This is a genomic window from Gilliamella sp. ESL0441 (genome assembly GCF_019469185.1).
Lineage (GTDB): Bacteria > Pseudomonadota > Gammaproteobacteria > Enterobacterales > Orbaceae > Gilliamella.
In genome coordinates, this window is the sequence record NZ_CP048264.1 from 2,681,237 (window position 1) to 2,698,185 (window position 16,949).

The window sequence follows — 16,949 nt, forward strand, 5'->3', positions numbered from 1 at the left end:
GTGATATTAAATAGATAAGACATCGAGATGTTTAGAAAATTATATATTGACTAAAAATACATACAAGAACATTCTTTTTGCATTATACGAAAAGAGCTATATTTGTACAAGCTTACAAAACTTAATTCGAAATAAACACCTTATTTGCTTTCTATTCAATAAATATTAAACGCAGAGTATTTAATACAATAAATTATTTTTAATTATTGTAAATTAATATTTTAATAGGTTTTGTTTATAAATGTTATTAGTTAAAAGGCTATAGATAAAAACCTACTTATTTAGTATGATATTTTTAATTAGGATCGTAAGGTATTAAATATGAAAAAAATAATTATTGTAGGCGGTGGTGCTGGTGGATTAGAGCTAGCAACTAATCTTGGCGATAAATTAGGTAAAAATAAACAGGCAGAAATTACGCTCATCGATAAAAATAGTTACCACATTTGGAAACCGCTACTGCATGAAGTTGCAACAGGTGCCATGTATGAACAAGTTGATAACATCTTCTTTTCTGAACAAGCAAAACAACATCATTTTGAGTTTACTCAAGGTACATTTACCAATATTGATCGTGAAAATAAGCAAGTTCTGATCAAGGATATAAATGATAATCACATTTCTCTATCATATGATATTTTGGTTATAGCAGTAGGCAGTACTTCAAATGATTTTGGTACGCCTGGTGTTAAAGAGCATTGTATATTTTTAGATGACCAAAATGCTGCTATCCGCTTACGTGAAATACTGCTATCAAAATTCACAAATTTCTGTTCAACTCTCGATACAGACGCTGACACTAAAGATGAAAAACTTCGCATTGCTATTGTTGGTGGTGGCGCAACCGGTGTCGAGTTAGCTTCTGAACTACCTCATATGGTTGAAACATTTGGTGTGTGTCGAAAAAATAAAATGTGTGCTGATTTCTTAGATGTATCTGTTATTGAAGCAACCAATCGTATTTTACCGGCGTTACCCGAAAAAACGGCATTAAGTATTACTAAAACCCTTGAAAAACGCGGTATTCATGTCTTAACGAATACCATGATTACTAAGGCCGAAAGTGATGGATTCTATCCAAAAGAGGGGGAAACCATTAAAGCCGATATTATGATCTGGACTGCTGGCGTTAAAGCACCTGATTATCTGAAAGAAATAGCCGGTTTAGAATCGAGTCGTTCAAATCAATTAGTTGTTAAACCGACATTACAAACCACACGAGACGATAATATCTTTGTTATTGGTGATAGTGCTTATGCGATGCAAGATAGCGGTCGTGCATCTCCGCCCACAGCACAAGCAGCTAATCAAATGGCAAAAATTTGCGCTCATAATATTGTCAGAATGATTAACAATCAAGCCATGAAGTCTTTTGTCTATACCGATAAAGGAACCATCATTTCTTTACACGATACCGCCCAAGGCGTGGTTAAGTTGATCGGCAATAAAGAAATGAGTGTGAAAGGTTGGTTTGCGTTAATTATCCATCGATTATTATATCGTATGCATCAAGCTAGTTTATTGGGTATCTTTAAAACTATCCGCTTTGCTCGTGATTGCAAAGCTAAATATAAAAGTAAATTTGCTTCTATTTTTAATCAGCAAAATTAATTATTAACCGAAATATAAACAACAGCTACTTGATAATAAATAATCCTCAGTAGCTGTTTTTTTGTATAGGATATTTAGAGAGTACTTTTCAACTCAATTCAAAATGTAACCATAGGAATAATAGGAAATTATGCGATTTATTTTAATTTTTATATTGTTATTTTCCTGTTTTATTTGTGAAGCAAATTATCAACCCAAAGATGGCGATATTATTTTTCAATCGTCTCAATCCAGTCAAAGTAAAGCCGTTGAACAAGCAACAAATTCACCCTATAGCCATATGGGAATCATTTTTATAAAAAATGGTAAACCTTATGTTTTTGAAGCTGGGAGCAAAGTCACTTATACATCATTAAAAAGCTTTATTGAAAGAGGAAAAAAAAGAAATTATGTAATCAAACGTCTTAAAGATCATAATTTATCTCTTAAGGAAACCAATAAATTAAAGCTAGTTGCAAAAACTTTTGAAAATAAACCTTATGATATCTGGTTTGGTTGGGATGACAATTATATCTATTGTTCTGAATTAGTTTGGAAAATTTATAATAGAGCACTTAATTTAAAGATTGGTCAATTACAAAATATCAAAGATTTCAACCTTTCATCTGCCGCAGTAAAACAAAAATTAAAAGCGCGTTATGGCGATAAAATCCCTTTTCAAGAAACCGTTATTTCGCCTGTCGCTATGTTTAATTCACCGTTATTAATAACAGTAGACCAACATTGGTCGCCTTAGATAAGTAATAACTTTTTAACTGGAGCAAAACTTTTACGATATAGATGATTGATACCGTGCAGCTCAATTGCCATTAAATGATCCTTAGTGGGATATCCTTTATGTTTTGCCAGTCCATATTGGGGATACAATTTGTCTAATTCTACCATTTCACGATCACGCGTCACTTTTGCTAAAATCGACGCAGCACTAATCTCTGCCACCAGTAAATCACCTTTGACAACGGCTTGTGTTTGAATACCAAATTCAGGGCAACGATTACCGTCGACTAAAACAAAATCAGGTTGGATCGCAAGTCCAGTCACCGCTCGTTGCATAGCTAACATGGTAGCATGCAAAATATTTAATCTATCAATTTCCTCAACCGAAGCTCTTGCAATACACCAAGCTAATGCATTTTCTTTAATAACGTCAAATAATTGATCTCGTTTTTTTTCGGAAAGTTTTTTAGAATCCGTTAACCCTTTGATTGGTTTATTGGGATCTAAAATAACGGCTGCCGTCACAACATCACCACAAAGTGGTCCTCGTCCAACTTCATCAACTCCGGCAATTAAGGTAGCATCGGGATAACTAAATTCTAACAGCAAGGTGAATCCTCTAATACATCAAGTACAGCTTGAGCTGCTTGTTCATCAGCGTGACAACGAATTTGCTGATGTAATGATAAAAATGTTTTTTTAAGTTCACTATTATCTCCTTCTAAAAAAGGAATAATATGATTAGCAATATTTTCAGGGGTACAGTCTTGCTGTAATAACTCAGGTACAATTTCTTTACCGGCTAAAATATTAGGTAATGAAACATAAGGGGTTTTAACTAATTTTTTGGCTAACCAGAAAGTGAAAGGCTTCATTTTATAACCCACCACCATTGGACATTTGGCTAGCATGCATTCTAGTGCTACTGTTCCGGATGCCAAAATCGCTGCATCACTAGCAATCATTGCTTCACGGGCATGACCATCTAACAGCTGAACTTTCAGCTCTGGTGCTATTTGCGTTTTAATCTGCTCAAATTCCTGTCGTCTTTTTTCATTGACTAAAGGTAGGACTATATGCAAATCAGGGTAACGATCACGTAAAAGCTGAGCTGCTTGTAAAAAAGGGGGAGATAACAAGGTGACTTCCGCATGACGACTTCCCGGCAATAATGCTAGACAACGACCACTGAGCGGAATGCCTAATTGTTGACGCATTGCCATTTGGTCAGGTGCCAGCGGCACATCATCTGCCATTTTGTGACCAATAAAACGACAGGGCACATTAAACTTGTCATAAAACGCTTTTTCAAAAGGTAAAAAAGCTAATATGAGATTGGTATTACGTTTAATCTTGAAAACACGTTTTTGCTTCCAAGCCCATACCGAAGGACTCACATAATGGATTGTTTTAATCCCTGCTCGCTTTAACTTACCTTCTAAAGAAAGATTAAAATCAGGCGCATCAATTCCAATAAAAATGTCAGGTTTTAATTCAATTAAACGTTTAGTAATATCACGACGTATTGCTAAAATACGTCGTAATTTTCCCAACACTTCTACAATCCCCATCACAGAAAGCTCATCCATTTCATACCAAGCTTGACAGCCTTCAGCTTGCATTAAAGGCCCAGCAATACCAACAAATCGAATATTAGGATGACGTTTTTTGAGAGAACGAATCAATCCAGCCCCCAAAATATCGCCAGATGTTTCTCCGGCGACTAAAGCAATAGTTAATAATTTGTTCGTTTGTGATTGGTTTGTGAAAGATTGAATAGTCATTAACGAATGATGCCACGTGTTGAACGTGCAAAAAAATCATTGAATAATTTTACTTCAGAGTATTGATTTGCAATAACATCAATTTCGGCTTTCGCTTCTTCTAAAGTTAATCCATTTCGATAAAGAATTTTGTAGCTATTACGGATAGCTTGTAAAGCTTCTTTACTGAATCCACGACGTTTTAAACCTTCGTAATTCACGCCATGTGGAGTAGCATGATTTCCTTGTGCTATCACATAAGGTGGCACATCTTGCGCAACACCTGAACAACCACCAACCATGACATGCGATCCAATGACACAAAATTGATGCACCGCAGTCATACCGCCAATAATGACATGATCATCTAACTGAACATGACCACCAAGTGTTGCGTTATTTGCCAAAATACAATGATTACCAATTTGACAATCATGTGCAACATGCGCATTAATCATTAGTAAATTATCACTGCCAATTTTGGTAATTCCGCCACCTTGAACTGTGCCACGATGAATGGTAACGCTTTCACGAATCATATTACGATCACCAATTTCAGTGCGCGTTGGTTCGCCTCGATATTTTAAATCTTGGTTAACCTCACCAATCGATACGAATTGATATATTTGGTTATCTTTACCAATTTTTGTATGGCCATTGATGACTACATGTGATTTTAAAAATGTCCCTTCACCAATTTCAACATTTTCACCAATGAAGCAAAAAGGTCCAATTTTGACATTGTCGCCAATTTTAGCCCCTTTTTCTACCACTGAACTTGGATGTATTTCCGTTGCCATAGCATTTCCTTCATACTGTTTTTGGGATATTTAAAAAATCAAAATTATTTACGAGCACACATCATCTCGGCTTCGCAAACTAACTTACCATCAACAGTTGCTACACCATGGAATAATGCAATTCCACGACGCTCTTTTATATACTCCACGTCAAGCACAAGCTGATCGCCTGGTACAACAGGTCGTTTAAAACGAGCTTTATCAATGGATGCAAAATAGTACAATTGTCCAGGTGATAATTCTTCTATACTTTTAAAAGCTAAGATACCTGTTGCTTGGGCCATCGCTTCCAAAATTAATACACCAGGAAAAATGGGTTTATTAGGAAAATGTCCCTGAAAGAAAGGTTCATTAACCGTCACATTTTTGATTGCTTTTAACGTTTTACCTTTTTCATAACTAATCACACGATCAACCATTAAAAAAGGATAACGGTGCGGTAATAAACTAATAATTTCTTCGATATCAAGGGTATTCAGTTCGGTAGTCAAAATAGCTATCCTTATATATTAATATAAACTTTCGACATTATAACTGAGGATGCCACTTGCACTCAAGGATGATTTAATCATCTTGAATACATTACTGAAAATGTTAATAAAACGTAAAAAAATTTTTATTACACAAATGATTGGTAAATAATATATTATCCTTTGATAAATAAGATATAATATTCAAAATAATAGAAAAATTTCAATCTGGAGAAGAAAAGTGAAATCATTTTTAAAAGTGACGCTAATTAGTAGCGCAATTGTATTAGCCTTAACTGGATGTGATGCTAAAAGCAATCCTAAAGATGTTAATAGTGCCAATCAATCAGAACAGACTACACAACAATCCACAAACACTACTCAGCAAATTACGGCTAATTCTGAACAAGTCGTTAACTCAGCAGAGCCAAAAGCCAATTCTGAAAAAGTAACTTTATCAACTCTAGCACAAAAAGAGTCTTATGCCTTTGGTTCATCAATTGCAATGAACTTAAAAGATAGCGAATTTGAGATCGATCCTGAATATGTGATCAGCGGTTTAAAAGAAACATTTAATAATCAATCACAATTATCAAAAGATGAAGTAAATACTATTATTAATTCACTTCGTGAACGCCTTTTAGAAAAAGCAAAAGCACAATTTGAAAAAGAAAAAGCAGATAATATTGCAAATGGTGAAAAATTCCGTAATGAATTTGCAAAACAAAAAGGAGTTAAAAAAACTCAATCAGGTTTACTTTATCAAGTAATTCAAAAAGGATCGAAACAAAAACCAAATGAAAATGACACAGTTATCGTTCATTATGAAGGAACTTTAGTTGATGGACGTAAATTTGATAGTTCATATGATCGAGGTCAAACTGTAACATTCAAACTTAATGAGGTAATCAAAGGTTGGACTGAAGGACTACAATTAATTGGGGTCGGTGGTAAAATCAAATTAGTAATCCCGCCAGAATTAGCTTATGGTAGTCAATATTATCCAGCTCAAGAAGATAAAGCAGCGATATTACCAAATTCAACGTTGGTCTTTGAGGTTGAATTATTGGGTATCGATGGTAATAATAATGAACAGTCTCAACCATCATCAAAAAAATAAGTTGATGACGTCATTAAGCTATACACTTGTTGTTTTGGGTCCTGCTTATGGGACCCAATCTGCTTATTGTGCGTATCAATTTGCACAAGCCTTATTGTTAAATACATCCCACACCATAAAAAATATCTTCTTTTATGCTGATGGTGTTTATAATGGTAATCGATATACCGACCCTGCCAATGATGAATTTGATTTAGTTAGCGCTTGGCAAGAATTAGCAAAAAAATATGATCTACCCTTAACAATTTGTGTTGCAGCTTCGCTAAGACGAGGAATAACCGAAGAGAATATCGCTGATTATTTTCAATTAACCGGTTTAGGCGAGCTAACAGAATCAATCACTTTATCAGATCGTGTCATTCAATTTTAAACATGACGGTTAATGAAATGAAAAACATTGCCATTATTATTCATTCTTCTCCTCATGGTAGTGCCAAAGGTCGAGAAGCACTTGATTTAGCTTTAGCATTGTCTGCTTTAAATCATATTACGGTCATTTTTACCGATAAAGGCATTTTTCATCTATTACCTAATCAGCATCCCGATCTCATTTTGATGCGTGACTATATCGCCACATTCAATATGCTTGAACTTTATGATATTGAAGATGTTTATGTGAGTGAGTCAGCACTAAAATCGCATAACCTTTCTGATTTCACCTTTAATATTACCACTAAAGTAATTAACCATTACGATTTAAATCAATTGCTTGATGAGCAAGATGTCATTTTAACATTCTAATTTAATATTAAATTTTTAATCTGCTTCATTATTAAAAATTGTTTCGCCCACATCATCCTTTCAATTAAGACTAATCTCGTTTGATTAACATTAAACTAAGCCATATTTAGAAACGCAATAACTGATTATCAAATCAACCACAATGGAAAGAAATAAGAATATCGAAGGGTAATAAATAATTAAGAAAAATAAAAAAACCGCCTTATTTTGTCGTTAAGTATGACGAATAAGGCGGATTAATTAATAGTGATAGTTTAAGTAGTTATCGTTTAAACTAATTTTTTCATTTGATCTGCAATCTTTTCAGCTTGTTGACCTACAACGATTTGCACACCTGTTTTACCTAATTTAATCACAGCCATTGCACCTAATGCTTTAGCCGCTGCTTCATCAACTAAATCAGAATCTTTTACACTCAAACGTAACCGAGTGATACAAGAATCAATATTAGTCAGGTTTTCCTTACCGCCAACAATCGCTAAATATTGTTCAGCAAGCGCTGTGGTATCCGCTGCTGTCTGCGCTGGTTTATCCGCTTCGTTTGTAGATGATTGTGCAGCACTGTCTTCATCTTCACGACCTGGCGTTTTAAGGTTAAATTTAACGATGATAAAGCGGAACACAACATAGTAAACCACAAAGAACACTAAACCTTGAAGAATAAGCATATACCAATGCACTGCCAGAGGATTTCCAGATTGCAGTAACATATCGATTAAACCGGCACTGAAACCAAATCCACATATCCATTGCATCGTTGCAGCAATAAAGAGTGAAATACCCGTTAAAATTGCATGAATAACATAAAGTACTGGTGCAACAAACATGAACGCAAATTCAAGCGGTTCTGTAATTCCCGTAAAGAATGCTGCAAAAGAAGCCGCTAACATAATTGATGCGGTTTTATCTTTATTGCCTTTTTTCGCTGTGTGATACATGGCTAAAGCAGCACCTGGTAAACCAAACATCATAATTGGGAAGAATCCTGCTTGATAACGTCCAGTAATACCTACAACAGCTTTACCAGAATCTATCGCACTTTGACCAGCCAAGAAATTTGGAATATCGTTAATGTTAGCAACATCAAACCAAAATACTGAGTTAAGAGCATGATGTAAACCAACTGGAATTAATATACGGTTAAAGAAGCCATACACCCCTGCACCTGCTGCACCTAAATTCTTAATCGATTCACCAAATTTTACTAATGCTTCAAAAATAATTGGCCAGATAAAATAAAAGATGACAGAAATAAGTAGCATCACGATAGAAACAATAATCGGAACAAGTCGTTTGCCACTAAAAAAAGCTAACGCTTTATGTAACTCAACCGTACTAAATTTGTTATAGAGTTCAGCTGAGATAATACCCACTAAAATACCAATAAATTGGTTATTGATTTTCGCAAACGCTGGAGATATTTGCGTTTGCCAACCATCAACACTGGTATCGACACCTTCAAAAAGTGCAATTGAATTTGGCGATAATAATGTTGTAATAATCAAAAATCCGACCAACCCAGAAAGTGCAGCTGCACCGTCTTTGTCTTTCGACATACCATATGCAACACCGATAGCAAATAAAATTGGCATGTTATCAATGATAGCACCACCAGATTTTATTAAAAATGTTGCAGCAATACTATTTGCACCCCATTCAACGTTATTGATCCAATATCCTATCCCTAGAAGTATCGCAGCAGCAGGTAGAACTGCAACTGGCACCATTAATGAGCGCCCAACACGCTGCATATAAGCTAAAATTCCCATAAGTTTAACCTCTTATATTTATTTAAACTATATCTAAACATGATGATTTGTTATGCATCTTCAGATATCAGTAAACGATCCATTCTATTTCATATTATATTATTTTACTTCGCAAATTAATTATTCAATATATGTGATTTTTATCACGCTTTTTTTTGATTAATTGCTCTAATATAGTAAAATACAGTCAACATATTTTACTTCAAAAAAAAAGAAGTGGTTCTAATTATATCAGAAAAGGTGGTATCTAATGAGGCTTATTCCTTTAGAAAATGCTCAAGAAGTGGGCGCTTGGGTTGCTCAACGTATTGTGAATAAAATCAACCAATTTAAACCAACAGCGGATCGGCCGTTTTTGTTAGGCTTACCAACCGGTAGCTCGCCATTAGTGATGTATCAACAACTGATCAAACACTACCAAGCTGGTGATGTCAGCTTTAAACATGTGGTGACGTTTAATATGGATGAATATGTTGGCATTCCAGAAGATCATCCTCAAAGTTATCATACTTTTATGCATGAAAACTTTTTTAACCATATTGATATCGATAAAAACAATATCCATATATTAAATGGCAATGCAACCGATATTGCTCAAGAGTGCCGTCAATATGAAGAAAAAATCAAATCTTATGGCAAAATCAATATTTTTGTTGGTGGTGTTGGTCAAGATGGACATATTGCTTTTAATGAACCGGGCTCGTCGCTTTGTTCACGCACGCGTATTAAAACACTAACTGAAGATACACGTATTGCCAATTCACGTTTCTTTGATAATGATGTGAATCAAGTTCCAAAGCATGCATTAACTATTGGTGTCGCCACTTTAATGGATGCACAAGAAGTGATTTTATTAGTCTGTGGTCATAACAAAAGTTTAGCATTACAAGCCGGCGTTGAAGGTTCAATTAATCATTTATGGACAGTATCAGCATTACAAATGCACCCAGCATCTATTATTGTTTGTGATGAACCAAGCACTGATGACCTTAAAGTAAAAACATTAAAATATTTCAAACAAATGGAAGCAGACAATCTTAAAGTGACCATTTTATAAAGGATAACTCAATGTATGCATTAACAAATTGTCGTATTTATACCGGTTATGAGATTCTTGAAAATCATGCTGTTATTATCGACGGTGATAAAATTGACAAAATTTGTAAACAAGATAATTTACCCGACAATATCAAAATTGAAGATTTACAAGGAGCGATCGTTGCGCCTGGATTTATTGATATTCAAGTCAATGGATGTGGCGGTGTGCAATTTAATGAGACACTCGACGCATTAAGTGTTGAAACATTAGAAGCGATGCAAGCTACCAATCTTATTTATGGTTGTACTAGCTATTTACCGACTTTAATCACATCAACAGATGAATTTATGATAAAAGCGGTCGCGGTAATGCGTGAATACTTAGCTCGACATCCTAATCAAGCATTAGGTTTACATCTTGAAGGTCCTTATATTAGTCCTGAAAAGAAAGGGATTCATGACGAAAACATTATTCGTTTACCTTCGCAAAAAATGATTGATTTCCTATGTGAAAATGCTGATGTAATTAAAATCATTACTCTTGCGCCAGAAAGAGTTGAAAGCCATTTTATTAAACAATTAGTTAATGCAGGAATTCATGTTTCTGTCGGTCACTCCAATGGTCATTACGATGACTGTCGTCGTGGCTTCAATGATGGAATTCGATTAGGCACTCACCTATTTAATGCTATGCCTTATATTTCAGGACGTGAACCAGGCGTAGTTGGTGCAATCTATGATGAACCAGAAGTATATGTTGGTATTATTGCCGATGGACATCATGTAAGTTGGGCAAACATTCGCAATAGCCATAAAATTAAGAAAGATCACTTAATTTTAATTACGGATGCAATGTTGTTAGCCGGTTCTAATTTGTCTTCTGCTGTTTTTGCAGGTAAAACCATTTATTATAAAGATGGGCTATGCGTTGACGATAAAGGCACGCTTGGCGGCTCTGCATTAACCATGATTGATGCAGTTAAAAATGCTGTTGAATATGTGGGTATTGCTTTAGATGAAGCCTTAAGAATGGCGACACTTTACCCAGCAAAAGCAATCGGTGTGGATAAACAACTTGGTAGTATTAGTGAAGGTAAAATTGCCAACTTAGTTGTTTTTAATCGAGACTTTACGATAACTAAAACGGTTGTTAATGGAGAAATCACCCGTTAGAATATCAGATAATTAATGATAGTATTGAGAAAAAATATGACATTTAATTATCTGAATTTAGTTGGAAATGCTGAACTAATTAAACAATTAAATTATGCTATGATTTATCGTTTAATTGTTCAGCAAGCTCCCATTTCTCGTATCCAGTTAGCCGAAATCAGTCATTTAGCTCCAGCCAGCATTACCAAAATTACCCGACAGCTACTTAAGAATAAACTAATAAAAGAAGTTGATGCCCAGCAATCAACTGGTGGAAGACCAGCGGTTTCCATTCAAGCCAAGTTTGACTATTATCAAGCCATTGCTATTCAATTAAGTCGTTCACATGTCACCATTGAACTCTATGATCTTGGAGCAAACAGCTTAGTTTCTGAAGTGTATCCTCTTACCGTTTTTATACAGCAACACGCACAAGAATATTTAATTACATTAATTGAACAATTTATTCAAAAAAATAGTAAAAAGATTAAGCATCTTATTGCTATATCGGTGGTTCTACCAGGATTGATTGATTCTGTAAGAGGAATTGTTCGATATACACCTCATATTCAAGTTAAAGTATGGCCTTTAGCCGATATATTGCAGAAACAATTTAATGTTTCTATTTTTTTAGGTAATGATATCCAAAGTCTAGCATTAGCCGAAAATTATTTTGGCTCTACGCAAGATGTCGATGATTCAATTTTGATTCGTGTTCATCGTGGTGTCGGATCAGGTGTTATTGTCAATCAACAATTACTGACTAACCATAATCAAAGTGCTTGCGAAGTGGGACATATTCAAGTCGATGCGTTAGGTGAACGCTGTCATTGTGGTAATTTTGGTTGTTTGGAAAACCGAGTTGTTAATGATGCCATTGAACGACGAGCAAAACAGATGATTGATCAAGGTTATACGACTAAATTAACAAAAGATTGTTGTGATATCGTCAACATTTGCCAATTAGCCAATCAAGGGGATGAGCTTGCCATTAAGTTAGTCAAAGATGCAGGCGAAAATCTAGGTCGAGCAGTAGCGATTATGGTCAATATTTTTAACCCACAACGAATTGTATTAGCAGGTGAACTCACCAAAGCGACAGAAATACTTTTAGATACAGTAAATAGCGCTTTAAACTCACTGAGTTTAGAAGATTTAAGAAAGAATCTTTCAATCAACTGCTCTTCACTCAATGACCGCTCGGCAATTGGTGCATTTGCTTTAGTGCAACAAGCGTTATTTAATGGATCACTTTTGATGATTTTGCTCGAACATGATGCAGCATAAATAACTTTTTAAATTCAAAAACAGCCCGAAAAAATCGAGCTGTTTTATCATGCCATCGGTTAACCATTATGCTAAGATGCGTAACATCCTCCGTAACGGTTCTGCTGCCCCCCACAATAACTGATCCCCAACGGTAAATGCTGATAAATAGTCTTTACCCAGATTTAGTTTACGCAAACGACCAACAGGAGTGGTTAATGTACCAGTAACGGCTGCTGGGGTTAACTCTCTCATTGATAATTCTCGATCATTGGGTATCACTTTTACCCAATCATTATGTGCAGCAAGTAATTTTTCAATTTCCGGCACGCTAATGTCTTTTTTCAGCTTGATGGTAAATGCCTGACTATGACAGCGCAAAGCACCAATACGAATACATAGTCCATCTACAGGAATAATTTGATTGGTACCTAATATTTTGTTGGTTTCAGCTTGCCCTTTCCACTCTTCTTTACTTTGTCCATTATCCAATGCTTTATCGATCCAAGGAATTAAACTCCCAGCAAGTGGTACACCAAAATTATCGGTTGGCAAACTTCCATCACGCATTTTTTGGGTTACTTTACGTTCAATCTCTAAAATAGAAGAATGTGGATCTTGTAGTTCTTTGGCAACTTCGGCATTTAACATCCCCATTTGCGTTAAAAGTTCACGCATATGGCGAGCACCACCACCAGAAGCTGCTTGATAAGTTGATACCGACACCCAATCAATCAAATTTTCAGCAAATAAGCCACCCAGTGACATTAACATTAAACTGACTGTGCAATTCCCGCCGACAAACGTTTTAATACCTTTGTCCAATGCAGTTTGAATATTCGCTTTATTGACAGGATCTAATACGATAATGGCGTCATCTTCCATACGCAATGTAGATGCTGCATCAATCCAATATCCTTGCCACCCCGAAGCACGTAATTTTGGATAAATTTCGGAAGTATAATCTCCACCTTGACAAGTCACGATAATATCTAACGCCTTTAATGCTTCAATATTATCGGCACTTTGCAATGTTCCTGTTTTACCGCCAAAACTAGGTGCAGCTTGCCCTGCTTGTGAGGTCGAAAAGAAAATAGGATTAATATAATCAAAATCGTGTTCTTCAACCATACGTTGCATCAGAACCGACCCCACCATTCCACGCCATCCAACAAAACCAACATTTTTCATATTTTATTTCCAAAAGTAGATGTTATACCAAGAGACTTTTTTACTATTAAAGCAAAATATCATCATAAAACAAGCAAGATAAGAATTATTTTTGTAGGTTATAAAATAATAACATGGCGTTATATTTAACTCGTTTTTAGAACTCAATATTTCGTTTAAAATAATGGTGTTTTTATTGCTAATAAGAAACAACTAATGGCGTTATAAATATAATTTTAGTTATCTTTTTTCATTAAGATTTATATAAGATTACTATTCACTATCTGTTTTCCAAAAAAAGAATGTCATCATATATAAAAAGTTATCCATAAAATGTCCACCATACTTATCGGTAATAATAAAAACCCTTTCATCTTGTTGACGCTTAATATCATTAAGTCTTGCTGCAAATTTTGCACTTTGCCATGGTGAAACGCGATCATCTTGTAATCCTACCGACACCATGACATTAGGATATTTAACACCTTCTTTTAAATTAAGATAGGCATCAATATTAATTAAATTTTCTAACTCATGTTTTTTAAAGGGTGAACCAAATTCCTCAAAATTAGCCATTCCTATTGGAATTTTATCTAATCGACTCATATTCAACATGCCAACCTTAATTGATGCAGCAGCAAAAAGATCCGGACGTTTTATTAATGCCATACCTATAACAATACCGCCAGCACTATTTCCACTTATCACCAATTTAGAGGATTGAGTATAATGATAATGAATTAAGTATTCAGCGCATTTTATAAAATCATTAATTGAATTTTGTTTTTTATAACCTGTACCATCATGATGCCATTTCGGACCTAATTCTCCCCCGCCTCTCACATGAGCTATAGCAATTATGCCACCTTTTTCAAGCCATATTAAACGTGAAGCATCATAATTGGGGAATTCACTTTCACCATAGGCACCATACACTGTTAACCAAGTTGGTGCACTACTATCAAATTTCATTCCTTTTTTATAAATGAGTGTTAATGGAATAAGCGTTCCATCATTTGATTTAACCCATTTTTGTTCAGATTCATATTCTGAAAATAAAGCATGATCTGAATTTAAAATTTTAGAATCTTCAATTAACTGATTATTCGAATGATAACGAAATATTTTGGGTGGGCTAGTCCAACTTTGTTGCGTAAATAAAATCTCATCTTGATCTGAATTCGTAAATATAGCCGTTACTTCATTATTATTTGAAATAGGAATTGATTTGATATTATGAATATCTGAAAAAGGAATAGACACAAATTTTAATTGCTCAGAATCATGATAGGTGAGATAAATAGCATCTTTATTGGCGACAAAATTCGTTAATTCTCCATTTTGCCATTCAATAATTTTTTCTTCTGACTGATTGATATCATTAAGATTAACCCGAAAAATACTATAGCCTGAATAATCATTATATTTAACCAAATATAACCAATTATCTTTTATCAAAAAATCCGTAACATTCTCTTTTCTATCGATAATTTTATTCCAACTAACATTATTTTTATTAAGGTTCTCTCGAGGTAATTTGTATAAATCAAGATTATAGCCTGATAATGAAGATGAAGAGCAAGCAATCGCCCAATTGGAAGAAAGTGATAAAGATGTATTTTGATCGGTTCTGGCGTTATAGTTTGACAGCTGATCTTTACCAAAAATTACGATATCTTTTTTTGTATCAGAACCTAAGCGATGTAAATAAATTTCCTCGATTCCGGCTTTAATATTTTTGGCTTCAAATAAATTATTTCTATGGTAGAAAAAAGATAAATTATCCTCCGCCCACAATAAATTTGTGTCAGTAATGCCCGATAAGTTATCTGGAAGATGTGTTCGAGTTTTTAAATTAAACACTTTTATTGTAGAAATATTCGAACCATTTTCAGAAATACTATAAGCAATATATTGCCCATCATAAGAAGGATAGTAATCATAGATACCGTAACCAACAGGAGGATCAATCAATAGTGTTTCTTTACCAAAACGATCTTTCACAAAGAGACGATTATAAGGATGCTGAGCTGTTTGTTTAAAATAAAAAGAGTTATTACCTTGTAATCTAATTTGAAAAATTACTGGTTCAGCTGCATATTCAGTTAATTCTTCAAGTCGTTTTTTAATCGGAGCAAACCAATCCAACTTTTCAAGAATATTGACTGAACGATCGGATTCAGATAATAACCAATTATGCGTTTTTTCTTGCTCAGTTTCCATCCAAGCATATTTATCAAACGCTTTCATTGGATCTAATTGAGTATCGCTATCTATTGCAAAGCAATTAAATACTATTATGAATAACAACAAGATAATAGAAATATTTTTATTAAGTATAATCGATGGATATCTTCTATTTATTTTGTCTAATATTGATATATGAAATTCTAAATTTGATCTATTTTTTCCAATCATTATTATTCATTACCAAACTTATCGTTACCTAGCTTCGTTCATATTTGAACATACTTCTATCAAAAAGATAAGTGATATTAGATATATCGTTGTTTGAAACGAAATATAATTTAAGAATATTTACTAAACAATTCAATTTTTCAATTTTGTCTAACGCTTTTTGCTTATCAAATATCTGTTTCAGCGGATTATTCGCATTCTCAGTATCCCGACTTAATTCATTGATAGCCTGTTTTTGCTGCTCTTTATTGCGGATGATTAACTCGCCTTTTTCTACCGCCGATTTTGTCGTGCTTAAGTCACTATCACTGTTTTGATAAGCCGTTGTCGGTGCCATGCCTCCAGTACGGATACTGATTGAAACAGCGTTAAATGAAGAAATGGCGCAGCTTATAGGTCATGAAAAACATCAGAAAAAACGAGGTAGTAACACTCGAAATGATTATAGTAAAAAGACTGTTATAAGTGATGATGGTGAGTTATAGCTTGCCATTCCACGAGATAGAAAAAGCAGTTTTGAATCCCATTTTGAGGAGGTTTGGGATGATAAGCACCCGTATATTGGTCAATCATGACGCAGACATTGGGAAAATCTCAGCACCTTCTTTGTTTATCCAAACGATATTTGCAAAGCGATTTATACACTAATGCAATAGAGTCTTTAAATAGTGTTATTCGTCATGCTATCAAGAAACGTAAGGTTTTCCCGAACGATGACTCAGTTAAAAAGGTCATCTATTTAGCGATACAACAAGCTTCTAAAAAATGGACAATGCCTATCCAAAACTGGAAAAGTGCGATGAATCGATTTATTATAGAATTTGGTGACAGAATGACTCGTCATCTCTAACTATCAAATAAACAAAATCTAGGATAGGGTCAAGCTAACTTAAGGGTTGGCTTTATGGTTTATT

17 protein-coding genes and 1 pseudogene are annotated in these 16,949 nt (G+C 34.5%); 10 read left to right on the forward strand and 8 right to left on the reverse strand.

Annotation, left to right across the window (positions count from 1 at the left end):
• Positions 1-321: 321 nt before the first annotated feature.
• Complete coding sequence (locus tag GYM75_RS11915; protein WP_220216136.1) at positions 322-1,611, forward strand: NAD(P)/FAD-dependent oxidoreductase; 1,290 nt, start codon at positions 322-324, stop codon at positions 1,609-1,611.
• A 130-nt stretch (positions 1,612-1,741) separates the two neighbouring features.
• On the forward strand, positions 1,742-2,347 hold the full coding sequence (locus GYM75_RS11920; RefSeq protein WP_220216137.1) for a YiiX family permuted papain-like enzyme: 606 nt from the start codon (positions 1,742-1,744) through the stop codon (positions 2,345-2,347).
• On the opposite strand, the gene rnhB is transcribed toward GYM75_RS11920, so the two are convergent.
• The 4 genes from rnhB to fabZ are packed head-to-tail and all read right to left on the reverse strand — an operon-like array spanning position 2,344 to position 5,382.
• Positions 2,344-2,934, reverse strand: a complete 591-nt coding sequence (gene rnhB / locus GYM75_RS11925; protein WP_370632186.1) for a ribonuclease HII — start codon at positions 2,932-2,934, stop codon at positions 2,344-2,346. The two genes, GYM75_RS11920 and rnhB, sit on opposite strands and share 4 nt — an antisense overlap.
• A complete protein-coding gene (gene lpxB, locus GYM75_RS11930) occupies positions 2,928-4,112 on the reverse strand; it encodes a lipid-A-disaccharide synthase (protein ID WP_220216138.1) in 1,185 nt (394 codons plus the stop codon). The genes rnhB and lpxB overlap by 7 nt, the downstream gene beginning before the upstream one ends.
• Positions 4,112-4,891: an acyl-ACP--UDP-N-acetylglucosamine O-acyltransferase gene (gene lpxA, locus GYM75_RS11935; RefSeq protein WP_220216139.1), complete on the reverse strand. Its 780-nt coding sequence runs from the start codon at positions 4,889-4,891 to the stop codon at positions 4,112-4,114. Before lpxA ends, lpxB begins: the two co-directional genes overlap by 1 nt.
• Positions 4,892-4,935: 44 nt before the next feature.
• The gene (gene fabZ, locus GYM75_RS11940; protein ID WP_255556783.1) at positions 4,936-5,382 is read right to left on the reverse strand and encodes a 3-hydroxyacyl-ACP dehydratase FabZ; all 447 of its coding nucleotides are present in this window, start codon (positions 5,380-5,382) and stop codon (positions 4,936-4,938) included.
• Between the two features lie 220 nt (positions 5,383-5,602).
• Between fabZ and fkpA the strand changes: the two genes are divergently transcribed.
• The 3 genes from fkpA to tusC are packed head-to-tail and all read left to right on the forward strand — an operon-like array spanning position 5,603 to position 7,222.
• Complete coding sequence (fkpA, locus tag GYM75_RS11945) at positions 5,603-6,481, forward strand: FKBP-type peptidyl-prolyl cis-trans isomerase (protein WP_220216140.1); 879 nt, start codon at positions 5,603-5,605, stop codon at positions 6,479-6,481.
• Between the two features lie 4 nt (positions 6,482-6,485).
• Complete coding sequence (gene tusD / locus GYM75_RS11950) at positions 6,486-6,851, forward strand: sulfurtransferase complex subunit TusD (protein ID WP_363317407.1); 366 nt, start codon at positions 6,486-6,488, stop codon at positions 6,849-6,851.
• A 17-nt stretch (positions 6,852-6,868) separates the two neighbouring features.
• The gene (gene tusC / locus GYM75_RS11955; protein WP_220216142.1) at positions 6,869-7,222 is read left to right on the forward strand and encodes a sulfurtransferase complex subunit TusC; all 354 of its coding nucleotides are present in this window, start codon (positions 6,869-6,871) and stop codon (positions 7,220-7,222) included.
• Positions 7,223-7,491: 269 nt separating this feature from the next.
• Here the strand turns inward: tusC and nagE are convergent, their stop codons facing one another.
• The gene (gene nagE / locus GYM75_RS11960; protein ID WP_220216143.1) at positions 7,492-8,991 is read right to left on the reverse strand and encodes an N-acetylglucosamine-specific PTS transporter subunit IIBC; all 1,500 of its coding nucleotides are present in this window, start codon (positions 8,989-8,991) and stop codon (positions 7,492-7,494) included.
• Between the two features lie 250 nt (positions 8,992-9,241).
• Between nagE and nagB the strand changes: the two genes are divergently transcribed.
• Genes nagB through GYM75_RS11975 form a run of 3 tightly spaced genes read left to right on the forward strand, consistent with a single transcriptional unit; the run spans position 9,242 to position 12,468 of the window.
• Positions 9,242-10,048 (forward strand): glucosamine-6-phosphate deaminase, encoded by an 807-nt coding sequence (nagB, locus tag GYM75_RS11965; protein ID WP_220216144.1) that lies wholly within the window; start codon positions 9,242-9,244, stop codon positions 10,046-10,048.
• An 11-nt stretch (positions 10,049-10,059) separates the two neighbouring features.
• Positions 10,060-11,202: an N-acetylglucosamine-6-phosphate deacetylase gene (gene nagA, locus GYM75_RS11970; RefSeq protein WP_220216145.1), complete on the forward strand. Its 1,143-nt coding sequence runs from the start codon at positions 10,060-10,062 to the stop codon at positions 11,200-11,202.
• Positions 11,203-11,238: 36 nt separating this feature from the next.
• A complete protein-coding gene (locus GYM75_RS11975; RefSeq protein ID WP_220216146.1) occupies positions 11,239-12,468 on the forward strand; it encodes an ROK family protein in 1,230 nt (409 codons plus the stop codon).
• A 66-nt stretch (positions 12,469-12,534) separates the two neighbouring features.
• On the opposite strand, the gene asd is transcribed toward GYM75_RS11975, so the two are convergent.
• The 3 genes from asd to GYM75_RS11990 form a co-directional block, all read right to left on the reverse strand.
• On the reverse strand, positions 12,535-13,638 hold the full coding sequence (gene asd / locus GYM75_RS11980) for an aspartate-semialdehyde dehydrogenase (protein WP_220216147.1): 1,104 nt from the start codon (positions 13,636-13,638) through the stop codon (positions 12,535-12,537).
• A gap of 252 nt (positions 13,639-13,890) precedes the next feature.
• Entirely contained in the window at positions 13,891-15,867 is a 1,977-nt protein-coding gene (locus GYM75_RS11985; protein WP_220216148.1) for a prolyl oligopeptidase family serine peptidase, read from the reverse strand.
• Between the two features lie 196 nt (positions 15,868-16,063).
• Entirely contained in the window at positions 16,064-16,372 is a 309-nt protein-coding gene (locus GYM75_RS11990; RefSeq protein ID WP_220216149.1) for a hypothetical protein, read from the reverse strand.
• Between GYM75_RS11990 and GYM75_RS11995 the strand changes: the two genes are divergently transcribed.
• Together GYM75_RS11995 and GYM75_RS12000 are read left to right on the forward strand one after the other, a co-directional pair.
• A complete protein-coding gene (locus tag GYM75_RS11995) occupies positions 16,371-16,520 on the forward strand; it encodes a hypothetical protein (RefSeq protein WP_220216150.1) in 150 nt (49 codons plus the stop codon). The two genes, GYM75_RS11990 and GYM75_RS11995, sit on opposite strands and share 2 nt — an antisense overlap.
• A gap of 42 nt (positions 16,521-16,562) precedes the next feature.
• Positions 16,563-16,885 (forward strand): annotated as a pseudogene (locus GYM75_RS12000) (transposase); the annotation flags it as partial.
• Between the last annotated feature and the right edge of the window lie 64 nt (positions 16,886-16,949).

Excerpts from the sequence above, each read along its gene's own strand:
- asd (WP_220216147.1), bottom strand. The coding sequence starts at position 13,638 with ATGAAAAATGTTGGTTTTGTTGGATGGCGTGGAATGGTGGGGTCGGTT.
- GYM75_RS11915 (WP_220216136.1), top strand. The coding sequence starts at position 322 with ATGAAAAAAATAATTATTGTAGGCGGTGGTGCTGGTGGATTAGAGCTA.
- GYM75_RS11995 (WP_220216150.1), top strand. The coding sequence starts at position 16,371 with ATGCCTCCAGTACGGATACTGATTGAAACAGCGTTAAATGAAGAAATG.
- GYM75_RS11990 (WP_220216149.1), bottom strand. The coding sequence starts at position 16,372 with ATGGCACCGACAACGGCTTATCAAAACAGTGATAGTGACTTAAGCACG.
- tusC (WP_220216142.1), top strand. The coding sequence starts at position 6,869 with ATGAAAAACATTGCCATTATTATTCATTCTTCTCCTCATGGTAGTGCC.
- GYM75_RS11985 (WP_220216148.1), bottom strand. The coding sequence starts at position 15,867 with ATGAAAGCGTTTGATAAATATGCTTGGATGGAAACTGAGCAAGAAAAA.
- lpxA (WP_220216139.1), bottom strand. The coding sequence starts at position 4,891 with ATGGCAACGGAAATACATCCAAGTTCAGTGGTAGAAAAAGGGGCTAAA.
- GYM75_RS11920 (WP_220216137.1), top strand. The coding sequence starts at position 1,742 with ATGCGATTTATTTTAATTTTTATATTGTTATTTTCCTGTTTTATTTGT.
- nagA (WP_220216145.1), top strand. The coding sequence starts at position 10,060 with ATGTATGCATTAACAAATTGTCGTATTTATACCGGTTATGAGATTCTT.
- nagE (WP_220216143.1), bottom strand. The coding sequence starts at position 8,991 with ATGGGAATTTTAGCTTATATGCAGCGTGTTGGGCGCTCATTAATGGTG.
- GYM75_RS11975 (WP_220216146.1), top strand. The coding sequence starts at position 11,239 with ATGACATTTAATTATCTGAATTTAGTTGGAAATGCTGAACTAATTAAA.
- nagB (WP_220216144.1), top strand. The coding sequence starts at position 9,242 with ATGAGGCTTATTCCTTTAGAAAATGCTCAAGAAGTGGGCGCTTGGGTT.
- tusD (WP_363317407.1), top strand. The coding sequence starts at position 6,486 with ATGACGTCATTAAGCTATACACTTGTTGTTTTGGGTCCTGCTTATGGG.
- lpxB (WP_220216138.1), bottom strand. The coding sequence starts at position 4,112 with ATGACTATTCAATCTTTCACAAACCAATCACAAACGAACAAATTATTA.